This window comes from Rhizobium sp. RU20A (assembly GCF_900155885.1).
GTDB lineage: Bacteria > Pseudomonadota > Alphaproteobacteria > Rhizobiales > Rhizobiaceae > RU20A.
The window spans coordinates 195,555-218,473 of sequence record NZ_FTMB01000003.1 but is presented as its reverse complement, the minus strand read 5'-3'; the positions used below and the strand labels follow the sequence as shown (position 1 = coordinate 218,473).

General features: G+C 62.3%; 25 protein-coding genes and 2 tRNA genes. 15 read left to right on the top strand and 12 right to left on the bottom strand.

All coding sequences use genetic code 11. From position 1 onward, the window contains the following. Nucleotides 1-186 precede the first annotated feature (186 nt). Nucleotides 187-1,989: a hypothetical protein gene (locus F3H41_RS11515; RefSeq protein WP_149738819.1), complete on the top strand. Its 1,803-nt coding sequence runs from the start codon at nucleotides 187-189 to the stop codon at nucleotides 1,987-1,989. 99 nt (nucleotides 1,990-2,088) lie between these two features. Here the strand turns inward: F3H41_RS11515 and rpsA are convergent, their stop codons facing one another. Both rpsA and cmk read right to left on the bottom strand, forming a co-directional pair. After that, complete coding sequence (gene rpsA, locus F3H41_RS11510) at nucleotides 2,089-3,792, bottom strand: 30S ribosomal protein S1 (protein ID WP_149738818.1); 1,704 nt, start codon at nucleotides 3,790-3,792, stop codon at nucleotides 2,089-2,091. Between the two features lie 174 nt (nucleotides 3,793-3,966). Continuing rightward, a complete protein-coding gene (cmk, locus tag F3H41_RS11505) occupies nucleotides 3,967-4,596 on the bottom strand; it encodes a (d)CMP kinase (RefSeq protein ID WP_149738817.1) in 630 nt (209 codons plus the stop codon). Between the two features lie 192 nt (nucleotides 4,597-4,788). On the opposite strand from cmk, the gene F3H41_RS11500 reads away from it, so the two are divergent. The 4 genes from F3H41_RS11500 to F3H41_RS21265 all read left to right on the top strand — a co-directional run bounded on the left by F3H41_RS11500 (nucleotide 4,789) and on the right by F3H41_RS21265 (nucleotide 5,906). After that, nucleotides 4,789-5,178 carry a TIGR02300 family protein gene (locus tag F3H41_RS11500; protein WP_149738816.1) on the top strand — a complete coding sequence of 130 codons (390 nt, stop codon included), beginning with the start codon at nucleotides 4,789-4,791 and terminating at the stop codon, nucleotides 5,176-5,178. 28 nt (nucleotides 5,179-5,206) lie between these two features. Continuing rightward, nucleotides 5,207-5,368: a hypothetical protein gene (locus tag F3H41_RS21270; protein ID WP_188129433.1), complete on the top strand. Its 162-nt coding sequence runs from the start codon at nucleotides 5,207-5,209 to the stop codon at nucleotides 5,366-5,368. A 1-nt stretch (nucleotide 5,369) separates the two neighbouring features. Beyond that, nucleotides 5,370-5,445, top strand: a tRNA-Ala gene (locus F3H41_RS11495). A gap of 302 nt (nucleotides 5,446-5,747) precedes the next feature. After that, the gene (locus F3H41_RS21265; protein ID WP_188129432.1) at nucleotides 5,748-5,906 is read left to right on the top strand and encodes a hypothetical protein; all 159 of its coding nucleotides are present in this window, start codon (nucleotides 5,748-5,750) and stop codon (nucleotides 5,904-5,906) included. A gap of 18 nt (nucleotides 5,907-5,924) precedes the next feature. On the opposite strand, the gene F3H41_RS11490 is transcribed toward F3H41_RS21265, so the two are convergent. Beyond that, nucleotides 5,925-6,551: a ribonuclease D gene (locus F3H41_RS11490; RefSeq protein ID WP_149738815.1), complete on the bottom strand. Its 627-nt coding sequence runs from the start codon at nucleotides 6,549-6,551 to the stop codon at nucleotides 5,925-5,927. Between the two features lie 115 nt (nucleotides 6,552-6,666). On the opposite strand from F3H41_RS11490, the gene F3H41_RS11485 reads away from it, so the two are divergent. Together F3H41_RS11485 and F3H41_RS11480 are read left to right on the top strand one after the other, a co-directional pair. Beyond that, a complete protein-coding gene (locus F3H41_RS11485) occupies nucleotides 6,667-6,996 on the top strand; it encodes a hypothetical protein (RefSeq protein WP_149738814.1) in 330 nt (109 codons plus the stop codon). 107 nt (nucleotides 6,997-7,103) lie between these two features. Then, on the top strand, nucleotides 7,104-8,135 hold the full coding sequence (locus tag F3H41_RS11480) for a hydroxyacid dehydrogenase (protein WP_149738813.1): 1,032 nt from the start codon (nucleotides 7,104-7,106) through the stop codon (nucleotides 8,133-8,135). A 41-nt stretch (nucleotides 8,136-8,176) separates the two neighbouring features. On the opposite strand, the gene F3H41_RS11475 is transcribed toward F3H41_RS11480, so the two are convergent. The 5 genes from F3H41_RS11475 to F3H41_RS11455 all read right to left on the bottom strand — a co-directional run bounded on the left by F3H41_RS11475 (nucleotide 8,177) and on the right by F3H41_RS11455 (nucleotide 13,265). After that, the gene (locus F3H41_RS11475; protein WP_149738812.1) at nucleotides 8,177-9,268 is read right to left on the bottom strand and encodes an HD domain-containing phosphohydrolase; all 1,092 of its coding nucleotides are present in this window, start codon (nucleotides 9,266-9,268) and stop codon (nucleotides 8,177-8,179) included. A 142-nt stretch (nucleotides 9,269-9,410) separates the two neighbouring features. Continuing rightward, on the bottom strand, nucleotides 9,411-11,663 hold the full coding sequence (locus F3H41_RS11470) for an ATP-binding protein (protein ID WP_244616168.1): 2,253 nt from the start codon (nucleotides 11,661-11,663) through the stop codon (nucleotides 9,411-9,413). Then, nucleotides 11,660-12,172 carry a molybdopterin-dependent oxidoreductase gene (locus F3H41_RS11465; protein ID WP_149738811.1) on the bottom strand — a complete coding sequence of 171 codons (513 nt, stop codon included), beginning with the start codon at nucleotides 12,170-12,172 and terminating at the stop codon, nucleotides 11,660-11,662. The genes F3H41_RS11470 and F3H41_RS11465 overlap by 4 nt, the downstream gene beginning before the upstream one ends. A 525-nt stretch (nucleotides 12,173-12,697) precedes the next feature. Beyond that, nucleotides 12,698-12,782 (bottom strand) — tRNA-Leu (locus tag F3H41_RS11460). 132 nt (nucleotides 12,783-12,914) lie between these two features. Then, on the bottom strand, nucleotides 12,915-13,265 hold the full coding sequence (locus tag F3H41_RS11455; protein ID WP_149738810.1) for a SelT/SelW/SelH family protein: 351 nt from the start codon (nucleotides 13,263-13,265) through the stop codon (nucleotides 12,915-12,917). A 217-nt stretch (nucleotides 13,266-13,482) separates the two neighbouring features. Here F3H41_RS11455 and F3H41_RS11450 point away from each other — a divergent pair, with 217 nt between their 5' ends. From F3H41_RS11450 to F3H41_RS11440, 3 genes are all read left to right on the top strand, one after another. Beyond that, nucleotides 13,483-13,902 (top strand): DoxX family protein, encoded by a 420-nt coding sequence (locus F3H41_RS11450; RefSeq protein WP_188129443.1) that lies wholly within the window; start codon nucleotides 13,483-13,485, stop codon nucleotides 13,900-13,902. A 99-nt stretch (nucleotides 13,903-14,001) separates the two neighbouring features. Continuing rightward, entirely contained in the window at nucleotides 14,002-14,751 is a 750-nt protein-coding gene (locus F3H41_RS11445; RefSeq protein ID WP_149738808.1) for a type 1 glutamine amidotransferase, read from the top strand. A 68-nt stretch (nucleotides 14,752-14,819) separates the two neighbouring features. After that, nucleotides 14,820-15,482 (top strand): OmpA family protein, encoded by a 663-nt coding sequence (locus F3H41_RS11440; protein WP_149738807.1) that lies wholly within the window; start codon nucleotides 14,820-14,822, stop codon nucleotides 15,480-15,482. 42 nt (nucleotides 15,483-15,524) lie between these two features. On the opposite strand, the gene F3H41_RS11435 is transcribed toward F3H41_RS11440, so the two are convergent. Both F3H41_RS11435 and epmA read right to left on the bottom strand, forming a co-directional pair. Continuing rightward, nucleotides 15,525-16,589 (bottom strand): lysine-2,3-aminomutase-like protein, encoded by a 1,065-nt coding sequence (locus F3H41_RS11435; RefSeq protein WP_149738806.1) that lies wholly within the window; start codon nucleotides 16,587-16,589, stop codon nucleotides 15,525-15,527. Beyond that, complete coding sequence (gene epmA / locus F3H41_RS11430; RefSeq protein ID WP_149738805.1) at nucleotides 16,586-17,644, bottom strand: EF-P lysine aminoacylase EpmA; 1,059 nt, start codon at nucleotides 17,642-17,644, stop codon at nucleotides 16,586-16,588. The genes F3H41_RS11435 and epmA overlap by 4 nt, the downstream gene beginning before the upstream one ends. Nucleotides 17,645-17,805: 161 nt before the next feature. On the opposite strand from epmA, the gene efp reads away from it, so the two are divergent. Both efp and mbfA read left to right on the top strand, forming a co-directional pair. Next, the gene (gene efp / locus F3H41_RS11425; RefSeq protein ID WP_149738804.1) at nucleotides 17,806-18,375 is read left to right on the top strand and encodes an elongation factor P; all 570 of its coding nucleotides are present in this window, start codon (nucleotides 17,806-17,808) and stop codon (nucleotides 18,373-18,375) included. Nucleotides 18,376-18,518: 143 nt separating this feature from the next. Next, nucleotides 18,519-19,511, top strand: a complete 993-nt coding sequence (mbfA, locus tag F3H41_RS11420; RefSeq protein WP_149738803.1) for an iron exporter MbfA — start codon at nucleotides 18,519-18,521, stop codon at nucleotides 19,509-19,511. 72 nt (nucleotides 19,512-19,583) lie between these two features. On the opposite strand, the gene F3H41_RS11415 is transcribed toward mbfA, so the two are convergent. Then, a complete protein-coding gene (locus tag F3H41_RS11415; protein WP_149738802.1) occupies nucleotides 19,584-20,204 on the bottom strand; it encodes a transglutaminase-like cysteine peptidase in 621 nt (206 codons plus the stop codon). Between the two features lie 197 nt (nucleotides 20,205-20,401). Next, entirely contained in the window at nucleotides 20,402-21,202 is an 801-nt protein-coding gene (locus F3H41_RS11410) for an alpha/beta hydrolase (protein ID WP_149738801.1), read from the bottom strand. 234 nt (nucleotides 21,203-21,436) lie between these two features. Between F3H41_RS11410 and infC the strand changes: the two genes are divergently transcribed. From infC to rplT, 3 genes are all read left to right on the top strand, one after another. Continuing rightward, nucleotides 21,437-21,973 carry a translation initiation factor IF-3 gene (gene infC, locus F3H41_RS11405; protein ID WP_149738800.1) on the top strand — a complete coding sequence of 179 codons (537 nt, stop codon included), beginning with the start codon at nucleotides 21,437-21,439 and terminating at the stop codon, nucleotides 21,971-21,973. 254 nt (nucleotides 21,974-22,227) lie between these two features. After that, a complete protein-coding gene (gene rpmI / locus F3H41_RS11400) occupies nucleotides 22,228-22,431 on the top strand; it encodes a 50S ribosomal protein L35 (protein WP_102020677.1) in 204 nt (67 codons plus the stop codon). Nucleotides 22,432-22,466: 35 nt separating this feature from the next. Beyond that, entirely contained in the window at nucleotides 22,467-22,871 is a 405-nt protein-coding gene (gene rplT / locus F3H41_RS11395; protein ID WP_149738799.1) for a 50S ribosomal protein L20, read from the top strand. Nucleotides 22,872-22,919 lie beyond the last annotated feature (48 nt).

Below are 22,919 nucleotides of genomic sequence, written 5' to 3'. Positions count from 1 at the left end.
GCTCGGCCTGCCCGGCATTTGCCTGCGGACCGGACGCCCGCCCAATCATCCGGCAGAAGCATGTCGGCGCGCGCACGCATGATGCGGCTTCACATGAAAGACGTCGATGGAAACCGGACAGGACAACGCCGAGGGGGAGTGCATGAACGGCCGTGCGGTCTGACCGCACCGAGTATGGATGTGAAGATGCTCTCGATCAGCGCACCGGCAACATCTGCGGGCTTGCCGCCGCAGGACGACATCCTGGCGAACGCCGCCATGGAGCGCGGGCAGCCTGTTCTTTCCTTGCCGGGTCAGCGGCCTGTCGAGATCATCGGCCGACTTCTTGACTCCCTCGCCCGCCATGGCTCAGGCGAATATCCCCTGTCCCGCGCCGATCTCATGCGGCTGCTTGTCTCGCTGGCCGCCATGGCCGGTGTTTCCCGCCAGCCGGATGAAGGACTGCGCATTTTCACCCTGCGCATCGCCACGGCGCTGGAGGCCATGCTCCCCGCGATCACCGGACAGGCCGAACGCGGGCAAGTCCGCGCATCTTCCGCTGACGTGACAGACCGACCGGCGCGCCATGGCCTGCCTCCGACGCCGGCCGCCTCGCCTGACAGTCGCGCTGCAAGACCTGCCGTACAACCCGTTGCGCCGCGAACAACCATACCGGCTACCGCGCAAACCGCAGGCGTCCAGACCGCTGGCGCCCAGATGGCCGCTGGTCGTATTCTGCCATCGCAAGGACCTGTGCTGACGCCGGCCATGCTGCAGGCACTGGTGGTCAACAAGCCGATCAGCGATCCCGCCATCCTCCAGGTGAGCCAGATCGCGGAGCCGCGCCGCAAGCAGACAGGCACGTCCGTAGCGTCGATGACGGAAGAGGAAGGCCGTGCGCGCGCAGAGCGAGGGCCTGCCGACATGCGCCAGCCGCGCGCCATTGCCGTGCCAGCCAACTCGGCGGCGCGTCTGCCGCAGCCGCGCGGGGCCGAAAACCTGCCCGTCTTCATCGCAAAGGAGCCGCTGAACGCTGTCGACAAGATCGAGGTCGCGCGCAGACAGTCGCCGCAACCCGTCGCCGAACAAAAAGCAACCCACTCGTTTCAGACTGACGAATCCGTCCGCCCATCGCGTCTTGCTACCACCGATTCCGATCCTGCACCGCACCGGGGAAATGATGCGACTGCGGAGCGGACCGTCGCAGCCGAGCCTCGCGGCGACGTCTCGCCGCGCCCGGATTCCGCTGCAACACGGACAGAGGGGCCGCTGCGCCAGAGCGAAGGGCATGATGCCGCAGAGGCGCGCCAGTCGCATGGCCCCTCCGAGAGGAGCGATGCGCCTGCCCGGTTCGACGCGCCGAGCGATCGCGCGGCAATCGAGCCTGACGGCACCTATCGGATCACCAGCCTGACGGAGGAAATGCTGGCGGAAACGGGTTTGATGGACCTCTTCGTCAGCGAAAGCGGTGCCGCCGAACGGGCAAGGGCGAGCGACTCATTTCCCGTGCTGCCTGCCCTTGCGGAGGACGCGCCAAGCGCCGACGGTGAAGGCGTTTCTTTGCCAGAAAGCGAGAGAGCCAAAACCCTTTCGGAACGGGATCTGACACTGCTGGACGAGGCGGAGCGCGCCGCATCCGCCGAGAGTGATGCCGGCACCGGTGACGCCGCGCGCCGACCGGATGGCTCGACACGCGCCGGGGATGGGCGGCATGAACTTCACGGCGAGGCCCGGCCGGATATGCCGCGACCCGGTCCGCAACTGATGCCGTCCTTCGTACCGATGCCGATGCCCGTGGCTGTCCCTGTGCTGTTGCCGACGGACGATGCCCAGCCGTCAGATGGTGCAGCACGCGCGATCGATGCGACGGACGAAGACGGTGGAGCGGGCGACCCGGACAGGCAAGACAGTCGGGGTGAGTCCGAGGACGAACCGGAGGAAGAGACTGAAGACGAGGCCGAGGCGCCGCGTGCCTATGATCTTTACCGGCTGCTTGCCGATCAGGTCTGACCACTGCCGTCGTTTTCCCGTGCCATGGCCGAGGCATGAAAAAATCCGCGGGAACCGTGAGGCTCCCGCGGATCACAATCAGTCGACGATGTCGAGCGATCAGTCGTTGTTGCGGTTCTTCAAAGCCGCACCGAGGATGTCGCCGAGCGAAGCGCCCGAGTCGGACGAACCGAACTGAGCAACGGCTTCCTTTTCTTCGGCAATTTCCAGCGCCTTGATCGAGAGCTGGATCTTGCGATCCTTCTTCGAGAAGTTGGTGACGCGGGCATCGACGGTCTGGCCGACCGAGAAGCGCTCCGGGCGCTGCTCGTCACGGTCGCGCGACAGGTCGCCACGACGGATGAAGGACGTCATGTCTTCGTGGTTGACGAGACGGACTTCGATGCCGCCATCGTTGACCGCGATGACTTCAGCCGAAACGACGGCGTTCTTGCGCAGGTCGCCGGAAGCGGCAGCTTCGCCAACCGCGTCGCGGCCGAGCTGCTTGATGCCGAGCGAGATGCGCTCCTTGTCGACGTCCACATCGAGAACGACAGCCTTGACGACGTCGCCCTTGTTGTACTCTTCGATGACCTGTTCGCCCGGACGGTTCCAGTCGAGGTCGGAGAGGTGAACCATGCCGTCAACGTCGCCGTCGAGGCCGATGAACAGGCCGAATTCGGTCTTGTTCTTGACTTCGCCTTCAACTTCGGTGCCAGCCGGGTGGCTGTGCGCGAATGCCTGCCACGGATTCTCAAGCGTCTGCTTGAGGCCGAGCGAGATGCGGCGCTTGGTCGGATCGACTTCGAGAACGACCACGTCGACTTCCTGACTCGTGGACAGGATCTTGCCGGGGTGAACGTTCTTCTTCGTCCAGGACATTTCGGAGATGTGGATCAGGCCTTCGATGCCCGGCTCCAGCTCGACGAACGCACCGTAGTCGGTGATGTTCGTGACGGTACCGGAGATCTTCTTGCCGACCGGGTACTTCGTGCCGATGCCATCCCACGGATCCGACTCGAGCTGCTTCATGCCGAGCGAGATGCGGTGGGTTTCCTGGTTGATGCGGATGATCTGAACCTTGACCGACTGGCCGATGTTCAGGATTTCCGACGGATGGTTGACGCGGCGCCATGCCATGTCGGTGACGTGCAGCAGGCCGTCGATGCCGCCGAGGTCAACGAACGCACCGTAATCGGTGATGTTCTTGACGACGCCGTCAACAACCTGGCCTTCTTCGAGGTTCTGCACGATTTCCGAACGCTGCTCGGCGCGGGACTCTTCAAGAACAGTACGGCGCGATACGACGATGTTGCCGCGACGCTTGTCCATCTTGAGGATTTCGAAGGGCTGCGGGTTGTGCATGAGCGGCGTGACGTCGCGGATCGGACGGATGTCCACCTGCGAACGCGGCAGGAAGGCCACGGCGCCGTCGAGGTCGACGGTGAAGCCACCCTTGACCTGGTTGAAGATGACGCCCTCGACGCGCTCGCCGGCTTCGAACTTGGCTTCGAGCTTGATCCAGCTTTCTTCGCGGCGAGCCTTCTCGCGCGACAGAACAGCTTCGCCGAGAGCGTTTTCGATGCGCTCGACATAAACTTCGACTTCGTCGCCGACCTTCAGCGAACCGTCCTTGGCACGGGCGCCGAATTCCTTCAACGGCACGCGGCCTTCGACCTTGAGGCCGACGTCAACGATGGCGACGTCCTTCTCGATGGCCGTGATGATGCCCTTGGCGACATAGCCTTCAGCAAGATCGGTCTTGGCGAAGGATTCCTGCAGCAGGGCTGCGAAATCGTCGCGGGTGGGATTGGCTTGAGACATGGAAACTCCTGATGGATGCCGCATGCGGCATCGGCGCCGGGGGTTGGTGTTGATCAGGTCCTGAGGAGCTGTCCACCTTTCCCCGTGTCTGGCGGAAAGGCAAATCCGGCGCGGGGACGCGCTCCTTGGACGGTTTCATTCTAAAGATATGCAGGTGGAGGCCGAAGCGCTCCGTCAGCGTCCAAGCGCGGCATCAATGATGGCGCGCGCGGCCGAGAACGCGGCCTCTATACTCATTTCCGACGTATCGAGCAAGTGCGCGTCGTTGGCCGGTTTCAGCGGGCTGTCGGCACGGCCCATGTCGCGCGCATCGCGCTTGATGACATCGTCGAGAACGCTCTCATAGACTGCTGTTCCGCCCCCGGTGACGATCTCGTCAAAGCGGCGGCGCGCGCGCACCTCCGCGGAGGCAGTGACGTAGAGCTTCACGGCCGCATCCGGGCAGACCACGGTGCCAATGTCGCGTCCGTCGAGCACGGTGCCGGGCGCGCGCCGGGCAAAGGCGCGCTGCGCCTCGACCAGCGCCCGGCGAACGCGCGGCATCACCGCAATCTTGGACGCGGCCTCGCCGATCTCGTGGCGCGCCAGCACGGCGCGGTCGAGGCCGGCAAGTTCCACCCGCTCCGCCGCTGCCGTCGCCACGGTTTCGTCATCGAGTGGCAGGCCGGCGTCAAGCAGCGCCTTGGCCGTCGCCCGGTAGGTGAGGCCCGTATCGAGGTGATGAAAGCCGTAGGTCTCGGCGATCTTCCGCGAGAGTGTTCCCTTGCCGGCCGCGGCCGGTCCGTCGATGGCGATGGTCAGCATTCGGATCCCTTTTGTAATGACGCCGCTTTGCCGCAAATTCGCCCGGCCGGCAAGGCGCGGCAGGCTCTTCCGGCCCAAGTTAATCTTTGACAGAAGCCGTCAAGACGATATATGGGGCCGCTATTCATCTGATCACTGACATGCCGGGAAACCGGCCGCGCCGGACTAACCGGCCATTGACGAGGCTGCACCGTGGTAAAACCGGAACTTGGAACAAAGCGCATCGACCCGGAAACGGGCAAGAAGTTCTATGACCTGAACCGCGACCCGATCGTGTCGCCCTACACGGGCAAGTCCTACCCGCTCTCCTTCTTCGAGGAGACGTCGGTCGCCAAGGTCCTCGAGAAGGAAGAGGAAGAGGACGTCACGGAAGTCGATACCGAAAACACGGAAGTCGAACTGGTCTCGCTGGAAGAGGCCGACGAGGATGCATCGGGCGGCGATGACATTCCCGATCTCGGTGACGACGACGTGGAAATCGACGGCGACGACGACGACACCTTCCTGGAAGCTGACGAAGACGAAGATGACGACGACATGAGCGGCATCATCGGCGTATCCGACGACGACGACGACGTCTAAGTCCTTATCGGACAAGGGGATTGGCCCTATGCCAATCCCTGCCCGGCTAAAAAACATGGCCGTGGCGAAAAAAATCGGCAAGACGGAATTTTTCGACTTGCCAAGGCCGATCAGCGGCTTTAATGAGACCGCACTTCCCGAGGCGAACGCTTCGGAGGTCACCCGGGCCGGAGAAAAACCGGCACCCTGATGGGGCTATAGCTCAGCTGGGAGAGCGCTTGCATGGCATGCAAGAGGTCAGCGGTTCGATCCCGCTTAGCTCCACCAAATTTACCGAAAAATGCCGTCTTGATTGGTCATTCGCAGGGCAGGATTTTGCGGTGAGGCGGTTTTGCAGCGCTCACGTTTGAGCGGCGCCTTTCCGACGCTGTTTCCTACCAACCGCTATCGAGCTGATCGATTGGAGCGATGTTTTCTGCGCGACGACCGTCGCGATGATGTGCCGGCGCGGGTCGACGGTCGAATCGCTCTGTCAATCCGGTCATTGGCAGTCTGTTGTCCGCGTCTCGACAAAAAATCGTGAGCGGTTGTGAGCATGATCGCGCCGCAAATCACCCTATGTTGCACCTATGCGAATTCAGTATTTCATCATCGCCGCGCTGAGCTGCCTGCTGTTCTGGTCCTGGCTTTTCCAGACCGTCGATCAACTTGTTGCGGGCCATGACGCGCCCAATCCCGAGACCTCGCGCGGCAAGCGGGTCGTCGAGTTGAGTGTGCGCACCGTTTGATCTGCAAGCCCCTCGGGCTCAGCTATGCGCGAAAATGTCGGTTTCTTCCCAGCCCAGCAGGTCGAGCTTGGCGCGCGTGGGCAGGAAGGCAAAGCAGGCTTCGGCCATCTCCTGGCGGCCGTCGCGAACGAGGCGATAGGCGAGCTTGTCGCGCAGGGCATGAAGGTGCAGCACATCGGAAGCGGCATATTCGAGCTGGGCGGACGACAGCGTGTCGGCGGCCCAGTCGGAAGACTGCTGCTGCTTGGAAATGTCGATCTCCAGAAGTTCCTTCAGATTGTCCTTCAGCCCGTGGCGATCCGTATAGGTGCGGGTCAGACGCGAGGCGATCTTCGTGCAGAAGACCGAAGCCGTGGTGACGCCAAAGGTATGATACAGCACGGCGATGTCGAAGCGGCCGAAGTGAAAGATCTTCTGACGGGCGGGATCGGCCAGCATGGCGACGAGGTTAGGCGCGTCCTTCTGGCCGGCGGCGATGCGGATCACATCCGCCGTGCCGTCGCCGGGCGAGAGCTGCACCACGCACAGGCGGTCGCGGCGCGGCACAAGGCCCAGCGTTTCGGTATCGATGGCGATCGCATCGGTATAGCGAGCCGCGTCGGCTGCCGGAATATCGCCTTCGTGGTACCGGATGGTGGCGGTCATGGAAATCCTCGTTCAGTGCATCGTGATTGTCCGCCTATACCCCATTCGTCCCGGGCGGGATATATGAATCAGGAGGATGCCGGAGAGCGGGACACGAGGCAGTGACATTCATATCATGAAGATCGTACGCTATGCTTGCTACGCTGCCCTGGCCGTCGCCTCCCTTGCGCCGGACTTTGCCGGCGCCACGTCGCTGAAAAATCCGCAGCCTGCCCTTGCCGATGCCTTCCGAGATCTCCCCGGTGTGAAGCCGCCGGCGGATGTGCCGCCGCAGGATGCGCCGCCGGTCTGCGAAGAGGTTTTCATCGAGCGCGACTTTCCCTTCGAGCCGACCAACGCCCCGCGCTACGAGCGACGCTACCGCTGCGTGAAGGACGGCGTCACCTTCGAGAGCGATCGCCTGCCGCTGAACCGGGATCGCATCCAGCGCGGCCTTCCCTGGTAGGTCTCTTCCCCGCTGGCGTCGAACGCGATAACCAGAGCGTGAGATGAGGATGCGCGCCTGCAGTGGGCGCGCAGGAGGATGGCCTTCCGGGCCAAGGAGAATCGGAAATGACGCATGCCGTCCGTCCGCTGGTGATCAGCGCCCCGGAACCACGAACGCTGGACCTGATTTTCACGCCCGAAGCCCGCAAGGCTCTCCATGCGAATTATAATGTGCTGGAAGTCGCGGCGGAGGCGGTCGCCGGGCTCGATCCGGCCGTTCTGGCGCGGGTGCGCTATATCATTGGCCAGCCGCCGCTTGACCACACGGCGCTTGACGCCATGACGTCGCTGCGGTGCATCCTGAATGTGGAAAGCAACCTCATCAACAATATGCCCTACGACGTGCTGTTTGCGCGCGGCATTCATGTCGTTACCACGGGGCAGGTTTTCGCAGAGCCCGTCGCGGAACTGGGTCTTGCCATGGCGCTCAATCTGGCGCGCGGCATCGTTGATGCCGACCTCGATTTCCGGGAAGGGCGCGAACTGTGGGGCGGTGAGGGCAATCGCTCCGCGCGGCTTCTCTCCGGCGCCGAGGTGGGCATCATCGGCTTCGGCGATCTCGGCAAGGCGCTGAACCGCGTTCTCGCCGGTTTCCGCTGCCGCACCCGCGTTTTCGATCCCTGGCAGCCGCGTTCGCTGCTGATCGATCAGGGGGTGGAGCCGGCCGATCTCGACACGGTGCTCGCGCAGTCCGATTTCGTCTTCGTCGTCGCTTCCGTCACCTCGGAGAACCAGGGTTTTCTTGGGGCGGATGCCTTTGCCCGCATGCGGAAGGGCTCGGCCTTCATCCTTCTCAGCCGCGCCGGGGTCGTGGACTTCGATGCGCTGATGACGGTGGTGGCTTCCGGGCATATTGTTGCGGCCAGCGACGTCTTTCCCGAAGAGCCGCTGCCGCTCGACCATCCGGTGCGTGGGTTGAGGGGCTTCCTGCGCTCCGCCCATCGGGCCGGCGCCCTCGACAGTGCCTTCTTCAAAATGGGCGACATGGTCCTGGAGGATATGGACCTCATGGATCGCGGTCTGCCGCCGATGCGCTGCAAGCGCGCCGAGAGGGAAACGGTCTCGCGCATGCGCTCCAAGCCCGTCACGGTCAATTAGGATCGGGACACGCGCGTCCCGCTGAGGGACGCCGTGTCGTGTCAGGCCGCCGCGCTCTTGGCGATCGCGATGGTCTCGTCCGTCGGCTCTGCCATCACATCGCGTTCCAGATTGTTCAGCATGATGCTGAGAATGGCGGGCAGGGCACGCTTGAAGGCATCGACGCAGACCGGGTCGAACTGCGAGCCGGCGCGCTCCACAATGTGATGGACGGTCCGTTCCACGCTCCAGGCTTCCTTGTAGGGGCGCGAAGTCGTCAGCGCGTCGAAATTGTCGGCAATCGCGACGATGCGGCCAACAAGCGGAATCTCCTCGGCGGCGAGGCGGCGCGGATAACCCTGGCCGTCCCAGCGCTCATGGTGGCTGCCGGCGATTTCGGCCGCCAGCTTCAGCAGGCTCGACTTCGATTCCTTTAGAATGTCGCAGCCAACGATCGTATGGGTCTGCATGGCCGCAAATTCCTGCTCCGTCAGTTTGCCCTTCTTGAGCAGGACCGCATCGGGAATGGCCACTTTGCCGATGTCATGCATGGGGGAGGCAAGCCGGATATCCGCGGCAAACTCCTTGCTCAGCCCGTATTCCAGCGCGATGGCTTCGGAATAGGCGGCAACGCGCTTGGTATGGCGCGCCGTCTCCGAGTCCTTGTAGCTGGCGGCGATCATCAGGCGCTCGATGATTTCCTCTTCGCGCTCGCGGATCTCGCGTACCGCCTTTTCCACCTCCGTACGCAGCCATTCTGCGCGGTCAGTCAGTTTGTTGCGCGCCTCGACCAGCGCGATCAGATTGCGCACGCGGGCCAGAAACTCCAGCGGGTTGACCGGCTTGGTCAGAAAATCGATGGCGCCGGCATTGAGCGCCGACATGCGCGTTGCTGTATCCGTGTCAGCGGTCACGAAGACGATCGGCTTGTCGCGGTATTTCTCGAAGCGCGCGATTTCCGTCATCAGTTCGATACCGTTATAGACCGGCATCTGGAAGTCGATGATGCCGATATCGAAATCGAGGCCCGGCATGTCGGCAAGGACTGCGTCCGGAGCCTGATAGGGCAGGGGCACGCAACCCGGCAGCTTTTCCACCAGCTTGGTCAGGAAACCGAGATTGGTCTTGTTGTCGTCCACCAGCAGAATGCGCATGGCCTTATCTCCCTGAGAACCGTGAGCGATGGTTCGACCGTTACGGTTGTCGGCAAGTCCTGCCCCTTTTGAAACAAGTCCTGCCACTCTTCCTTCTTATTGCCTTGAAACTCTGAAGAAATTCGGAACACGACGTATCAAACTATGCGGCAAGTCTTTGTTTCATATCGGCAATATCTTCCGATAGTTTCTCGATATCGCCTGCCTGCACGCGCTGGTGGCGCAAGTCCTGGCACCGCTGCGCAAGGCTTTGAAGTCCGATATTGCTGGCCGCGCCCCGCAATGTGTGAAGAATCTGGTCGCCGATGGCCGGGTCGAGCGTCTCGATGTGTGCCAGTTCCTTGAGCAAGGCATCCGCGTCCTCGAAGAAGGAGCCGACGAGGGCGGCGAAGTCTTCCTCGCCGAGCACCGAAATGACCTCGGCCCTCCGTTCCGCAAAGAGCGGCTCTACCGCATCGATGTCGCTGGCCGCGTTGCGCGCCACAGCTGTTTCGGGCGAAGCGTCCGTCACCCCGTCATTCGGCGGTGCCGTCTCCGTGTCAGGCGTGCCATAGCGCCGGAATACAGTCTGCAGGGTCTTTAGAGAAATCGGCTTGGATTGGAAGTCGTCCATGCCGGCTTCGAGGCACAGGTTTCTGTCCCGGTCGGACGCGTTCGCCGTCATGGCAACGATCGGCGTGTGCTGGCCGTCACCAAGGTCGGCCTCGGCAGCGCGGATGCGCCGCGTCGCCTCAATGCCGTCCATTTTCGGCATGTGCATGTCCATCAAAATGAGATCGAATCTTTGCCCGGCCGCCAGTGTCACAGCCTCGGTGCCATCATTGGCAATGGTGACCGTGTGTCCCATGTGCTTGAGATAGCGCATCGCCACGTCCTGGTTCACGGCATTGTCCTCGACAAGCAGAACCTGCATTGGCTGCAGCCGCTGCGATACGGCATCGGCAACCGTGGGACGATAGACCGGGGCGGAGGCCTCGGTCACGGGCAGTTCGAACCAGAAGGTGGAGCCTTCGCCCTTTGTGGAGCGCACGCCGATCCGGCCGCCAAGCGTCTCGACGATCTCCTTGCAGATCGTCAGTCCAAGCCCGGTTCCGCCAAAGCGGCGCGTGATGCTGGCGTCGACCTGGGAAAACGGCTGGAAGAGTTTCGTCAGGCCGTCGGCATCAATGCCGATCCCGGTATCGGAGACATCGGCGCCGAACCAGAGACGGCCATCTTCCCGGAACTCGCGGATCTCCAGCGTGACGCTACCCCCGCGCGTGAATTTCACGGCATTGCTCAACAGATTGAGCAGCACCTGCCGCAGGCGCGTGGCGTCGGACAGAACCCAGGGCGCCGAAAGGCTTTCCGGCGCCAGGAAGCGCATCGTATTGCCGTTTTCGGCCGCCCGGTCGCGGATCATGTCGGCGACATCGGTGGCGAGCGCAAGAACGTTGACCGGATGCAGCTCGATTTCCATCTTGCCGTTCTCGATCTTTGCGAAGTCGAGAATTTCATTGATGATCTCGAGAAGCGACTGGCCCGACCGGCGGATCGTCTGGACGTTGTGACGCGTATCGGCCGGCAAGGCAGAGAGTTCGAGAAGTTCGGCCGTGCCGAGGATCGCGTTGAGCGGGGTGCGCACCTCATGACCGATCGTGGCGAGGAACTGCGACTTCGCGCTGTTGCCGGCCTGTGCATCGAGATAGGCGGCGCTCAGAGCATTCGCCATGGTTTCGAGACTGAGGCCCGCGTCGCGGACCGAGCTCAGTTGCCGGCGCAGCGTGACGATCAGGAAGAGCACGCAGACGACCAGAAGGCCGATCACGACGCCGGCCTTGATCTGGATGGCCAGCAAGTCGTCGCGCGCGTCGGCACGTGCTGTCGAGACGGTCGAGTTGGCCAGCGTCAGCAGGTCTCCGGTCTGGCGCACCATGCCGCGCGCCACGTTCGCGGTGCGAAAAAGCTCGGCATAGGATAGAGATTCGCCTGCCGCCAGACGATCGAAGAAGGGTGTCAGCACGCCGAGGCTCGTCTTCACCGTGGCGATGTTGCCGAGGATGTTGGCATCACTGGCAAAGCTTTGTTCAAAGCTGGCTTGCTCGAGAATCGTCATGCGGGAATAAAGGATGTCGAATCGATTCGACAGATCCTTGCTGGCGACGCGCCAGGTTGCGGGGTGGTGCAGCGTGTCGGACAGCAGTTCGGTCAACTGGCGTGTCTCGCGATCAAGTTGAAAGACCGACCACAGCGAATTTTCCCGAATGCCGTCCTCAAGCGAGGCATAGCGGTTTGAAATCTCGTAAAGGATCAGGCCGAGCAGCAACAGCAGAACGGCCGAAAAACCCTGCAGCAGAACGGTTGCCCTACTGGCTTTCCGGATGATGTCGCCGCTTTGTCGGGACTGCTCGCTCAAGGCTCTACCTCGATCGCCTTGATCTGCCACACCGAGCGGGAGAAATACTTCTCGTTGTAGAGGCTCTTGTCGAGATCGAACGGGTAGATGAGAAAGATCGGACCCTTGTTGCGGACAGACATGATCTCGCCGTTCATCCGCGTGGCAAGCATGGTGTCGAGCGTGTCGGCGTCGCTGATCGGAACTTCTGCGACGTAGTCATTCAGCGCCCGAACCTTCAGCTTTTCGCCCTCAGCGCCGGCGGCCTCCAGCACGGCGCGCAGGAGCGGGCCGGAGAAGGTTGTCTTGCCCTCGGTCCACGGCGTTTCCATCGTGCCGCTGCGCCCGTTCAAGGACTCAAGCATGGCTAGATCGAACTCTGCCGCGCCAGGGGCATTGGGATGCTTGAGGTCCTTGCCGACAATCGTGAGGATGACCTCGCCGGTCGGCTTGTCGAGCGCCATGGCCGGCAGGCTTGTCGACAGAATAACACACGCAGCGAGAATGGCTCGTTTCACCACGATGCACATGGGCGGCTCCGAAACTTGGCGCCGCGACGACGCGGCAGGAACAACTCTGGCATGTCAGGGAAAGGCGACGTTGCGTGGGTGGAGCACGCTCTGTCGAGCGCGCGGCACTGTCCTGAGCACCGGCTTGCAGCGTGTCCTTGCCGAACGGGCAGAAGGGAACGCGCGCCGCCAAGGGGAGCGATTTGCCCTCGCCGCACCAGCCTCATGCCGGCGCATCATCCTGACACGTCGAGCCTAGCGATGTGCCTTTAAACAAGAATGAATCGAGCCATTCAAATTCGTCAGGAGTGACTTAAATAGAAGATATGATGACCGGGAGTGGCAACACAGTGGGGCTGGCGGCACGCCAGGGCTGAGATTCGGCGGGTTGCTTGAGAGTTTCTCGAGCCCGTCATGTTTTCGAAGAAGAGGTTGCCACGCGTGCCCACGGTGGACCTTCCTACAGAAGGCGCCACAACACCATGTCCGTCACGCCGTCGTAAGGCACGAAGGACCGCATGAAGCAGCATCAAACTTGAAGGGAAATGGTGCCCAGAAGAGGACTCGAACCTCCACGCCTCGCGGCACAGGTACCTGAAACCTGCGCGTCTACCAATTCCGCCATCTGGGCGACGGAGCGGGGTGTACGGTTCCGACGCGGAAGTGTCAACACGGAAAATTGGATTTTTGCGTCTGGTGTTGAAAAACCGTCGTAAAGCGGCGAGGTGGGTGTCACGGGCCACCCACCGCGCAAATTTCCGCGCTAGCGGTCAGTGCTGCTGTCCGCCTTATGGGCGCTATCAACGCGGTCGGTGTGGCCGAGATCCCGTTCGGGGTCGATGATATCACGCAAGCGCTGCTTCAACTCCTTCGGTCCCGGAAAGCCCCCGTCCCGCTTGCGCTCCCAGAGCAGCGCATCGTCGACCCGTATTTCGAAAGCGCCGCCGGTGCCGGGAATGAGGGCAACTTCGGCAAGGCTCTCCGGAAAGCTCTGCAACAACTCCTGCGCCATCCAGCCGGCGCGCAGCAGCCAGTTGCATTGGGTGCAAAAGAGGATCGTCACGCGCGGCTTGGCCGCGGCGGGGTGGGCATCGGCAGGCGTGCGGTCTGTCATCTCGTTGGCTCCGGCATAGCAAATGATGAAGCGCCGCCATACCTGACATTCACAGAATTGTTAACCCGTTTTGTCAGGTTTTCTAGCCGCGCCGCTTGTCTCGGGCAGGGATCGCGCCGACAACGTCGCGGCTTCATGCCGGCTTTTCAAGGTCGCCAGACTGCTCGAAAGGAATGCGAACATGGATACCACTCGCCAATCACGCCAACACAATGGCATGTTCGTCCCGGTTCTCGGACCATTGTACGCCCGTCTGACACCCATGGCCGAGGCGATGCTGCGCGTTCTCGCAGGTCTCCTGCTCGTCGTTCACGGTACCGGCAAGATTGTCGATCCCTTTGCGATGGTGGCGATGGTGGAAGGCCTAGGGTTCCACCCCGGCGAGTTCTGGTCACCGCTGTTGGCGGTCACGGAATTCTTCGGCGGCATCCTGATTGCTTTGGGGCTTTTCACACGGCCCGCCGCGTTCGCCGGGGCCATCGTTCTTGCCGTGACAGCCTATTTCCACGGCATGGTGATGGATGAGGGCCTGACAGGCATGGAAAAATCGCTGCTGTGGATGATGATCCTGCTGTTCTTCGCAGTGCGAGGCACAACGGCCTATGGCATCGACCGGCGGCTCAATCGGCAGTTCTGAGCAGAAGAACGTGGCGCGCTCGCAAGACGACAGGCCCTTGCCTGCGGCGAGCGCGCATGATCAAGTCCGCCGAGTGTCAAATCGGAGAACGGTGGCGGCATGCGCATCCTCGTGGTGGAAAACTATCCGGCAACCGATCTCGGCCTGCTCGGCCAGGCCTTGACCGAGGCGGGCGCCACCATCGAACTCAGTCGCCCCCATCTCGGCGAAGCGTTGCCGCAGACCCATGAGGCCTATGATGCGCTTGCCGTGATGGGCGGCGAGCAGTCCGCCCTTGATGATGCCGCCTATCCCCATCTGCCGGTTCTTGTCGACCTCATCCGAACCTTTGCCGATGCGGATAAACCGGTTCTCGGCATCTGCCTTGGCAGCCAGTTGCTGGCACGGGCCTATGGTGGCGCGAATCTGCTCGGCGGCCACCGGGAGTTCGGCTGGTGCCCAATCCGCCTCTTGCCGGCCGGCAAGGACGATCCCGTCTTGTCCGCGGCCGGTGACTGTTTTCGTATCTTCGAGTGGCACGACGACAGTTTCACGCTGCCGGACGGCGCGGTCCATCTCGCCACCGGCGGCATTGCCAACCAGGCATTCCGCATCGGCCGTGCCGCCTATGGCATGCAGTTTCATTTCGAAGCGGGGCTTGAGGTCGTCGAAGGCTGGCGCGCCCGCTTCAGGGCTGCGATTGCTGCAAAGGCGCCGGACTGGCTCGACCACTATGAAAACGAGGTGCGCGCCCATGCAGCCGATGCCGACCGTGCCGGCCTTGCGCTCGCACGTGCCTGGGTCGCGACCATCCCGGCATCGCGAAGGGTCGGCCACACATCTGTGGAATCGCTGTCCATCACGGCTTGACCGCTCTTCATCTTACCGCCGCAATCCATGATCATAGGGCCATTCGGAACCCAGGGGGACACTGACTGATGTTGAAGAAGACCGCACTCATCGGCCTGGCGGCCATCTATCTCGCCGGCTGCACGACCACCGATCCCTATACCGGTGAGCAGAAGACCTCGAACACCGCAGGCGGCGCACTCATCGGTGCCGGTCTTGGTGCGGCTGCTGGCTTGCTGATCGGCGGCGATGCCAAGGAGCGGCGCAATGCCGCGCTGATTGGCGCCGGTATCGGCGCCCTCGGTGGCGGCCTTGCCGGCAACTACATGGACCAGCAGGAATCGGAACTGCGCGCCCAGTTGCAGGGCACGGGCGTATCGGTCACCCGCGCAGGCGATCGCATCATCCTCAACATGCCCTCCAATATCACTTTCCCGACCGATCAGGACCAGGTGATGCCGGCCTTCTATCCGACGCTGAGTTCGGTCGCGATCGTTTTGCGCAAGTTCAACAAGACCCTGATCGACGTCGACGGCCATACCGATTCCACGGGCAGCCCCGGCTACAATCAGGCGCTCTCGGAACGCCGCGCCGCGTCGGTTGCGAATTTCCTGGCCTCGCAGGGCGTCGAAACGCGCAGAATGTCAGCCGTTGGTTACGGACCGGATCGCCCCGTCGCTTCCAATGCGACAGAGGCGGGCCGCGCTCAGAACCGCCGCGTCGAAATCTCCATCGCGCCGATTCAAGAGTAAGTGTAAACGAACATTTAAGCGGGGCCTGTGCATGGCCCCGCTTCAGGTCTCGGGCGTGCCGCTCGGCGGATAGCTATGAAAAGCGCCCTTGCGATCCCGGATCTCGTAGGTCCCATCGCCGCAGTCGCGGATCGCCGCTGAGGATGCCGGGACCTTTCCGTAGCCGCCCGGCAGGTCCAATACGTAAGTCGGTACGCACAGACCGGAAACGCGTTGCCGCAGGCCTTCGACGATCTCGCGTCCTTCCGACAGTGACAGGCGAAAGTGCGCCGTGCCGGGCGCGAGGTCCGGGTGGTGCAGATAATAGGGCTTGATGCGCAGTTCCACGAAACGCCGCATCAGCGCCGCCAGCACATCCGCATCGTCATTGACGCCGCGCAGCAGAACGGTCTGGCTGACAAGCACAATGCCCCCATCGAGAAGCGCGCCAATGGCACGCTCGGCCTCCGGCGTCAGTTCCCGCACGTGGTTGGCATGGATGGCCAGATAGACCGTCTTGCCGCTCGCTTTCAGCGCCGCAACCAAGGCCGCATCGATCGTATGAGGATCGACCACGGGCACGCGGCTGTGCAGGCGCACGATCTTTACGTGGTCGATGGTCGCCAATCTTTCCATCACGGTGGACATGCGCCGTGGCGACAGCACGAGCGGATCGCCACCCGTCAGGATGACTTCCCAGATTTCCGGATGTTCGGAAATGTAAGCTATGGCTTTCTCTATGTCGTCGCCTGCCAGCGTCCCGAGACCTTCGGGGCCCACCATTTCGCGCCGGAAACAGAAGCGGCAGTAGACGGGGCAGACATGAACGACCTTCAACAGAACCCGGTCGGGATAGCGATGCACGATGCCTTCGACCGGGCTGTGGGCGAGGTCCCCGATGGGGTCGCTCCGCTCCTCAGGAGTGGTTTCAAGTTCGCGCAGGTCCGGCAGGAACTGCCGGCCGATCGGATCGTCGGGATCGGTGGGATCGATCAGCGCCTGCATCGCCGGCGTCAGGCCAATGGCATAGCGCGCGCCGACTGCCGCGACCTTCGCGCGCTCCGTGGGTGGTACGAGACCTGCGGCGATGAGGTCGTCGGCACTGCGGACTGCACGGCCGCCGGTCATGCCGCACCCTCCTGTTCCGCCACCGGCGCCCAGATGACCTGTTCGATCCGGCTTGCCCCGGTCGCCAGCATGACGAGCCGCTCGAAGCCGAGCGCAATGCCGCTCGCTTCCGGCATCAGCGCCAGCGCTGAGAGAAAGTCCTCGTCGATCGGATAGGTTTCGCCATAGACGCGGGCCTTCTCTGCCATTTCCAGTTCAAAGCGGCGACGCTGTTCGGCAGGGTCGGTCAGTTCGCCGAAGGCATTGGCGAGTTCGACACCGCAGGCGTAGAACTCAAAACGTTCCGCAACGCGCGCATCATCGGCAGCGGGCCGGGCAAGCGCCGCCTCGCTGACCGGGTAGCGGTCGAGAATGGTGGCCCGGCCGATGCCGAGATGCGGTTCGATCCGCTCGACCAGAACGCGGCTGTACAGATCGGCCCAGCGATCATCGGCCGCCACGCGCAAACCCTTCGCACGCATCTGGGCGGCAAGCCCCTCGCAATCGGTTTCGCCATCCGCGGTAACTGTGGCCAGCAGGTCGATGCCGGCATGGCGCTCGAAGGCGTCCGCCACGGACAGGCGCTCGGGATCGGCAAAAGGATCGACGGAGAGACCGGAAAACGTAAGTTTCGACTGACCCGATGTCTCGGCGGCGAGGGCGAGCAGTTGAGCGGCATCGACCATTAGCGTCTCGTAGCTCTCTTCGGTACGATACCATTCCAGCATGGTGAATTCGGGATGGTGCAGCGGCCCGCGCTCGCGGTTGCGGAAGACATGCGAGAAGGCAAAGAGCCGCCTTTCACCGGCGGCCAGGAGCTTCTTGCAGGCAAATTCCGGTGAGGTATTGAGGTAAAGCGGCTGGCGCCGTCCGTCGGTGCCGACCGCCTCTGTGGCAAAGGCATGCAGATGCGCCTCGTTGCCGGGCGAGATCTGCAGCAGGCAGGGGTCGACTTCGAGAAAATCCAGCGCTTCGAAATGGCGCGCGATGGCACTGCGAAGACGATTGCGCATCGTCAGGAAAGGGCGGCGGTCGTCATGCACATGCGGCATCCACCAGGGTGAAGCTCGTGTCATCAGGGTTTCGTTCCCGATCTATCTGCGCCGTCAGCCGCCATGAGGCTGGCTATTTGCGCGAAATTGCGGTATCGGCGGCGCGAAATTCCGTTTTCGCGCGCCACGACGGGCCCTCTGCCGGCCCGATGCTGTTGCGCCTACCTCTGTTACAAGGACGTTCCATGGTCAAGGTCATCGCTTCTTCCGTGCGCAAGGGCAACGTGCTCGATGTCGACGGCAAGCTCTATGTCGTGCTCACCGCCCAGAACTTTCACCCGGGCAAAGGCACGCCGGTGACGCAGGTGGACATGCGCCGCATCTCTGACGGCGTGAAGGTTTCCGAGCGCTACCGCACCACCGAACAGGTGGAGCGCGCCTTCGTCGAAGACCGCGAGCACACCTTCCTCTATGAAGACGGCGAAGGCTTCCACTTCATGAACCCGGAAAGCTACGACCAGGTCGTCATGTCCGCCGAAGACATCGGCGACGGCAAGGCTTTCCTCCAGGAAGGCATGGCCGTCATCCTGTCAATCCACGAAGGCATCGCGATCGCCATCGAACTGCCGCGCCACGTCACGCTCGAAATCACCGAGACCGAGCCGACGACCAAGGGCCAGACGGCATCGTCGTCCTACAAGCCCGCCATGCTCTCCAACGGTCTGCGCACGCTCGTGCCGCCGCATATCCAGGCCGGCACCCGCGTCGTCATCGCGACGGAAGACACGTCCTATGTCGAGCGCGCCAAGGACTGATCGGTCCACGCAGATTGAAACACACGGCGGGCGTCCTTCGGGGCGCCCGTTTGTTTTTCTGCGTCCATTTTCTTTGCATGGCAGCTGCGCGTTCAGCCTGTTGACAGCGACGCGGAGGATCCTATTTTTAGAATAATTCTAAAATGGGTGTCGCCATGCAGCTTTTTCGGTCCTCTACGCGCCGTTCCTTCGCCTCGCTGAGCGAGCAGGAAGTGCTCGCGCTCGCCATTTCCTCCGAAGAGGATGATGGCCGCATCTATCTCTCCTACGCCGATGCTCTGCGAGCCCAATACCCGGCTTCCGCCAAGGTTTTCGAGGAGATGGCCGAGGAGGAGAGCGAGCACCGCCGCATTCTCATCGAGCAGTTCCAGAAGCGGTTTGGCGAGCGTATCCCGCTGATCCGCCGCGAGCATGTGCGCGAATTCGCGCCCCGCAAGCCGGATTGGCTGGTCGCCAACATGCCCATCGAGAAGGCCCGTGATGAAGCCGAGGCGATGGAAAACGCCGCGCATCGCTTTTACCTTGAGGCCGCCGAGCGCAGTGAGGATGCAGCAACCCGCCGTCTGCTGGGCGATCTCGCCATGGCAGAAAAGGGCCACGAAACGATCGCCCGCCGTCTGAAGGAAGAAAACCTGCCGGACGACGTTCGCGACGAGGAAGACGCCAGTGCCCGCCGCCAGTTCATCCTGACCTATGTCCAGCCGGGCCTTGCCGGGCTCATGGATGGCTCCGTCTCCACGCTCGCGCCGATCTTCGCAGCCGCTTTTGCGACGCAAGATACATGGCAGACCTTCCTCGTCGGCCTCTCGGCCTCGGTCGGCGCCGGCATTTCCATGGGTTTCACCGAAGCGGCACACGATGATGGCAAGCTTTCGGGCCGCGGTTCACCACTGAAACGCGGTCTCGCCTCCGGTATCATGACGGCGCTCGGCGGCCTCGGTCACGCCTTGCCCTACCTCATCCCGCATTTCTGGACAGCGACGGCGGTGGCCTGTGCTGTCGTGTTCTTCGAACTCTGGGCCATCGCCTTCATCCAGAACCGCTATATGGAAACCCCTTTCCTGCGTGCCGCATTCCAGGTGGTCCTCGGCGGCAGCCTGGTTCTCGCCGCTGGCGTCCTAATCGGCAACGCCTGACGACAGGCGACGCTCAAACGAAAACAGGCGGCCAATCGCTTGGCCGCCTGTCACAATCAAACGGAATGTCTCTTACTTGCCGACCGAACCGACGAGGACTTCGCCGCCATTCTCGATCGTGACCCAGCGGCCGGAGTGGAACGCGGCCTGGCGCTTCAGGAAGCGGTAGGGCGTGTCGGTCCAAAGCTTCACCTGATCTTCGAGATTGTCGAGGATGAAGTCGCCCTGGGCGGTGCGAACTGTCAGCACGGCATGACCTTCGCCGTCCGGCTTGCGCACGACGGTCATCAGGAGATCGCTGGCGGAAAAACCCTTTTCCATCAGCATCTTGCGCTTCAGAAGCGCCATGTCTTCGCAGTCACCTGCCGTAGTCGGATAGGCCCAGACCTCGTCCTTGCCGTAGAGTTCCTGATCGGTCATCGGCGTGATGGTGCGGTTGACGGTGGCGTTGACGTCGCGAATGACGGCCCAGCCATGATCGGTCACCTTCGGAGGCATGACCGAACGCGACTTGACCTCGCACTCGTCCTTGTACTTCTGACAGAATTCATAGTGACCGATCGGCTGCGAGGTAATCGCGCCGGTTTGCATCCACAGGGAAGGGCCAGCCTGCGCCGGAATGGCGTGCGACGCCGTCATCATCAGGGCGCAGATTGCACCTGCAACGCCCCAAACCCCCGCAGCCTTCTTCATCCGCATTCCCCTGTCGCCGCGGTCGGAGGCTTCATGCCCCTGTCATCCCGCATTTTGTCCCTGGCTCTGCCGGCGGGATCGGGCGCGCTGCCTCGTCCCTGCTCTGATCGTTAACAAAAGGTTAATCGTCAGGCGCCCGGCAAGTCAATCCAAGGAATTCGCGATTGGTACGTATGGTTAAAATTGCAGCGATTGCGTCAGGCGCGGGTGATTCCCTCAAGCGCGGCCCGCATCCGGGCGATGTCCTCCGGCCGCGATAGGCGGTGATCGCCATCGGAGATCAGCGTCAGGACCACGTTGTCGGCCGGCAGGTGGCTGACGAGGCGCAGCGCGTGCGCGTAGGGAACATCGGGATCCTTCATTCCCTGAAGGATATGGACGGGGCAGCCGGTGTCGATCACGCCCGACAGCACGCGGTTGTTCCGACCATCTTCGATCAGGGCAGCCGTGAAGATGTTCGGGTCGGGGCCGTAGGGCGTCGGCTCCTCGAAGAAGCCGCGCTCGATAAGGGAAGCCCGCTCTGCGTCCGAAAGCGCAGGTTCTATCAGTTCCGAGGTGAAGTCCGGCGCGGGCGCGATCAGCACCAGGCCCATGACGTCCCGTGCCCTGCCGGCCGCCTTCAACGCCTGCATCAGACGCAGCGCGATCCAGCCGCCCATGGATGACCCGACAAGCACGAGTGGCGCCTTCCCGGTCAGGGCCAGAACCGCAAGGCTTTCCTCGAGCCAGCGCGAAATGGTCCCGTCGCGAAACTCCCCGCCGGATTGGCCATGGCCGGAATAGTCGAAGCGCAGACACCCACAACCGGTCTCGCGCGCAAAGCGCTCCAGTTCGATTGCCTTGGTCCCGCTCATGTCGGAGCGATAGCCGCCCAGCCAGACGAGGAAAGGGGCACCCTGCGCGGCCGGTTCAAGCACGATGGCCGCAATGGTTCGGACGCTTTCACCTGTGCCGACCGCGATACTCTCGTTTCGGCTGGCCATCGTATGGTCGCTCATGGAGTGTTCCTTCCGTTCAGATGACGTCTTTTCGTCCGCAAGACCTGTAAAACCGATTCGGATGGTTGACGACAGGTGGTGATTTTCCGTGCGGCCTGTGCTATGGACTCAGTCGCTGACCATCCCACATATGCTTCGTGCCTGTTGTTTCCGCCTCCGTCGAGGCGTAAATGCCAGTCACACCGCACATGAAAACGACGATACGATCTGCAACAGCTCGAGGAGACAACGACCATTCGCAGACCATTCAAATCGGAGGCCCCGACCAGGGACGGCCCCCGTTCCAACAAGGAAATCCGGGTTCCCCGGGTGCAGCTCATCGATGCCGAAGGCAACAACCAGGGCAATGTGCCGACCGATCAGGCGCTCCGCATGGCGGAAGAAGCCGGTCTGGATCTGGTTGAAATTTCGCCCAATGCCGAGCCGCCCGTCTGCAAGATCCTGGACCTGGGCAAGCTGAAATACGCCACCCAGAAGAAGGCCGCCGAAGCCCGCAAGAAGCAGAAGGTCATCGAGATCAAGGAGATCAAGATGCGCCCGAATATCGACACCCATGACTATGAGGTGAAGATGAAGGCGATGAACCGCTTCTTCGAAGAGGGTGACAAGGTCAAGGTGACGCTGAAGTTCCGTGGCCGTGAAATGGCGCACCAGGAACTCGGCCTGAAGCTTCTGCTGCAGGTGAAGGAAGATACGCTTGGCGTCGCCAAGGTGGAAGCCGAGCCGAAGCTCGAAGGACGCCAGATGATGATGGTTCTGGCGCCGAAGTAAGGCTGCCGGCCCGACGCTGCCGGGTCTGGTGACGTGGCAAATCCCATCAGCGCTTCACAAAAGCCGCCACATGTCTGGCGGCTTTTGTTTTGGCGACGATCTTTGCATCGCGACCCGATTCAAGCGTTGCACTTTGGACGCGCTTCGGTTACAAGCCGCCGTCCGAACGGTCCGGCAGGGCATGCCGTGGCCGTTCTTTACGCTGGAGGCGATCTCGTCAATCGCATCCCCCAAGAAAAAAACGGAGTAGCAAAATGCCCAAGATGAAGACGAAGTCGTCTGCCAAGAAGCGGTTCAAGATCACCGCCTCCGGCAAGGTCCTGGCAGCTGCCGCCGGCAAGCGCCACGGCATGATCAAGCGGTCCAACAAGTTCATTCGCGACGCGCGCGGAACCATGGTTCTGGCCGAGCCCGATGGCAAGAAGGTCATCAAGAACTACCTGCCGAACGGTCTGTAAGACCCGGCGCTGTTGGATTTTAAGGAGATCATGACATGGCACGTGTAAAGCGCGGTGTAACCGCTCACGCCAAGCACAAGAAGACGCTCAAGGCCGCCAAGGGTTTCTACGGCCGCCGCAAGAATACCATTCGCGCCGCCAAGGCTGCCGTCGACCGTTCGCGTCAGATGGCAACCGCCGACCGCCGCGCCAAGAAGCGCAATTTCCGCGCTCTGTGGATCCAGCGTATCAACGCTGCCGTCCGCGAGCATGGCCTGACCTACGGCCGCTTCATCGATGGCCTGAACAAGGCCGGCATCGAAGTCGACCGCAAGGTTCTGTCCGACATGGCCATCCATGAGACGGCTGCTTTCGGCGCGCTCGTCGAAGCCGCCAAGAAGGCGCTTGCCTACCTCAAGGATGCCGGCACGGCCAACGAGTTTGAAAGCGCGGTTCGTTAAGCCAGCGCTTCCCAAGCTTTCTGACAATTGAATTGGGAAACCCGCGCT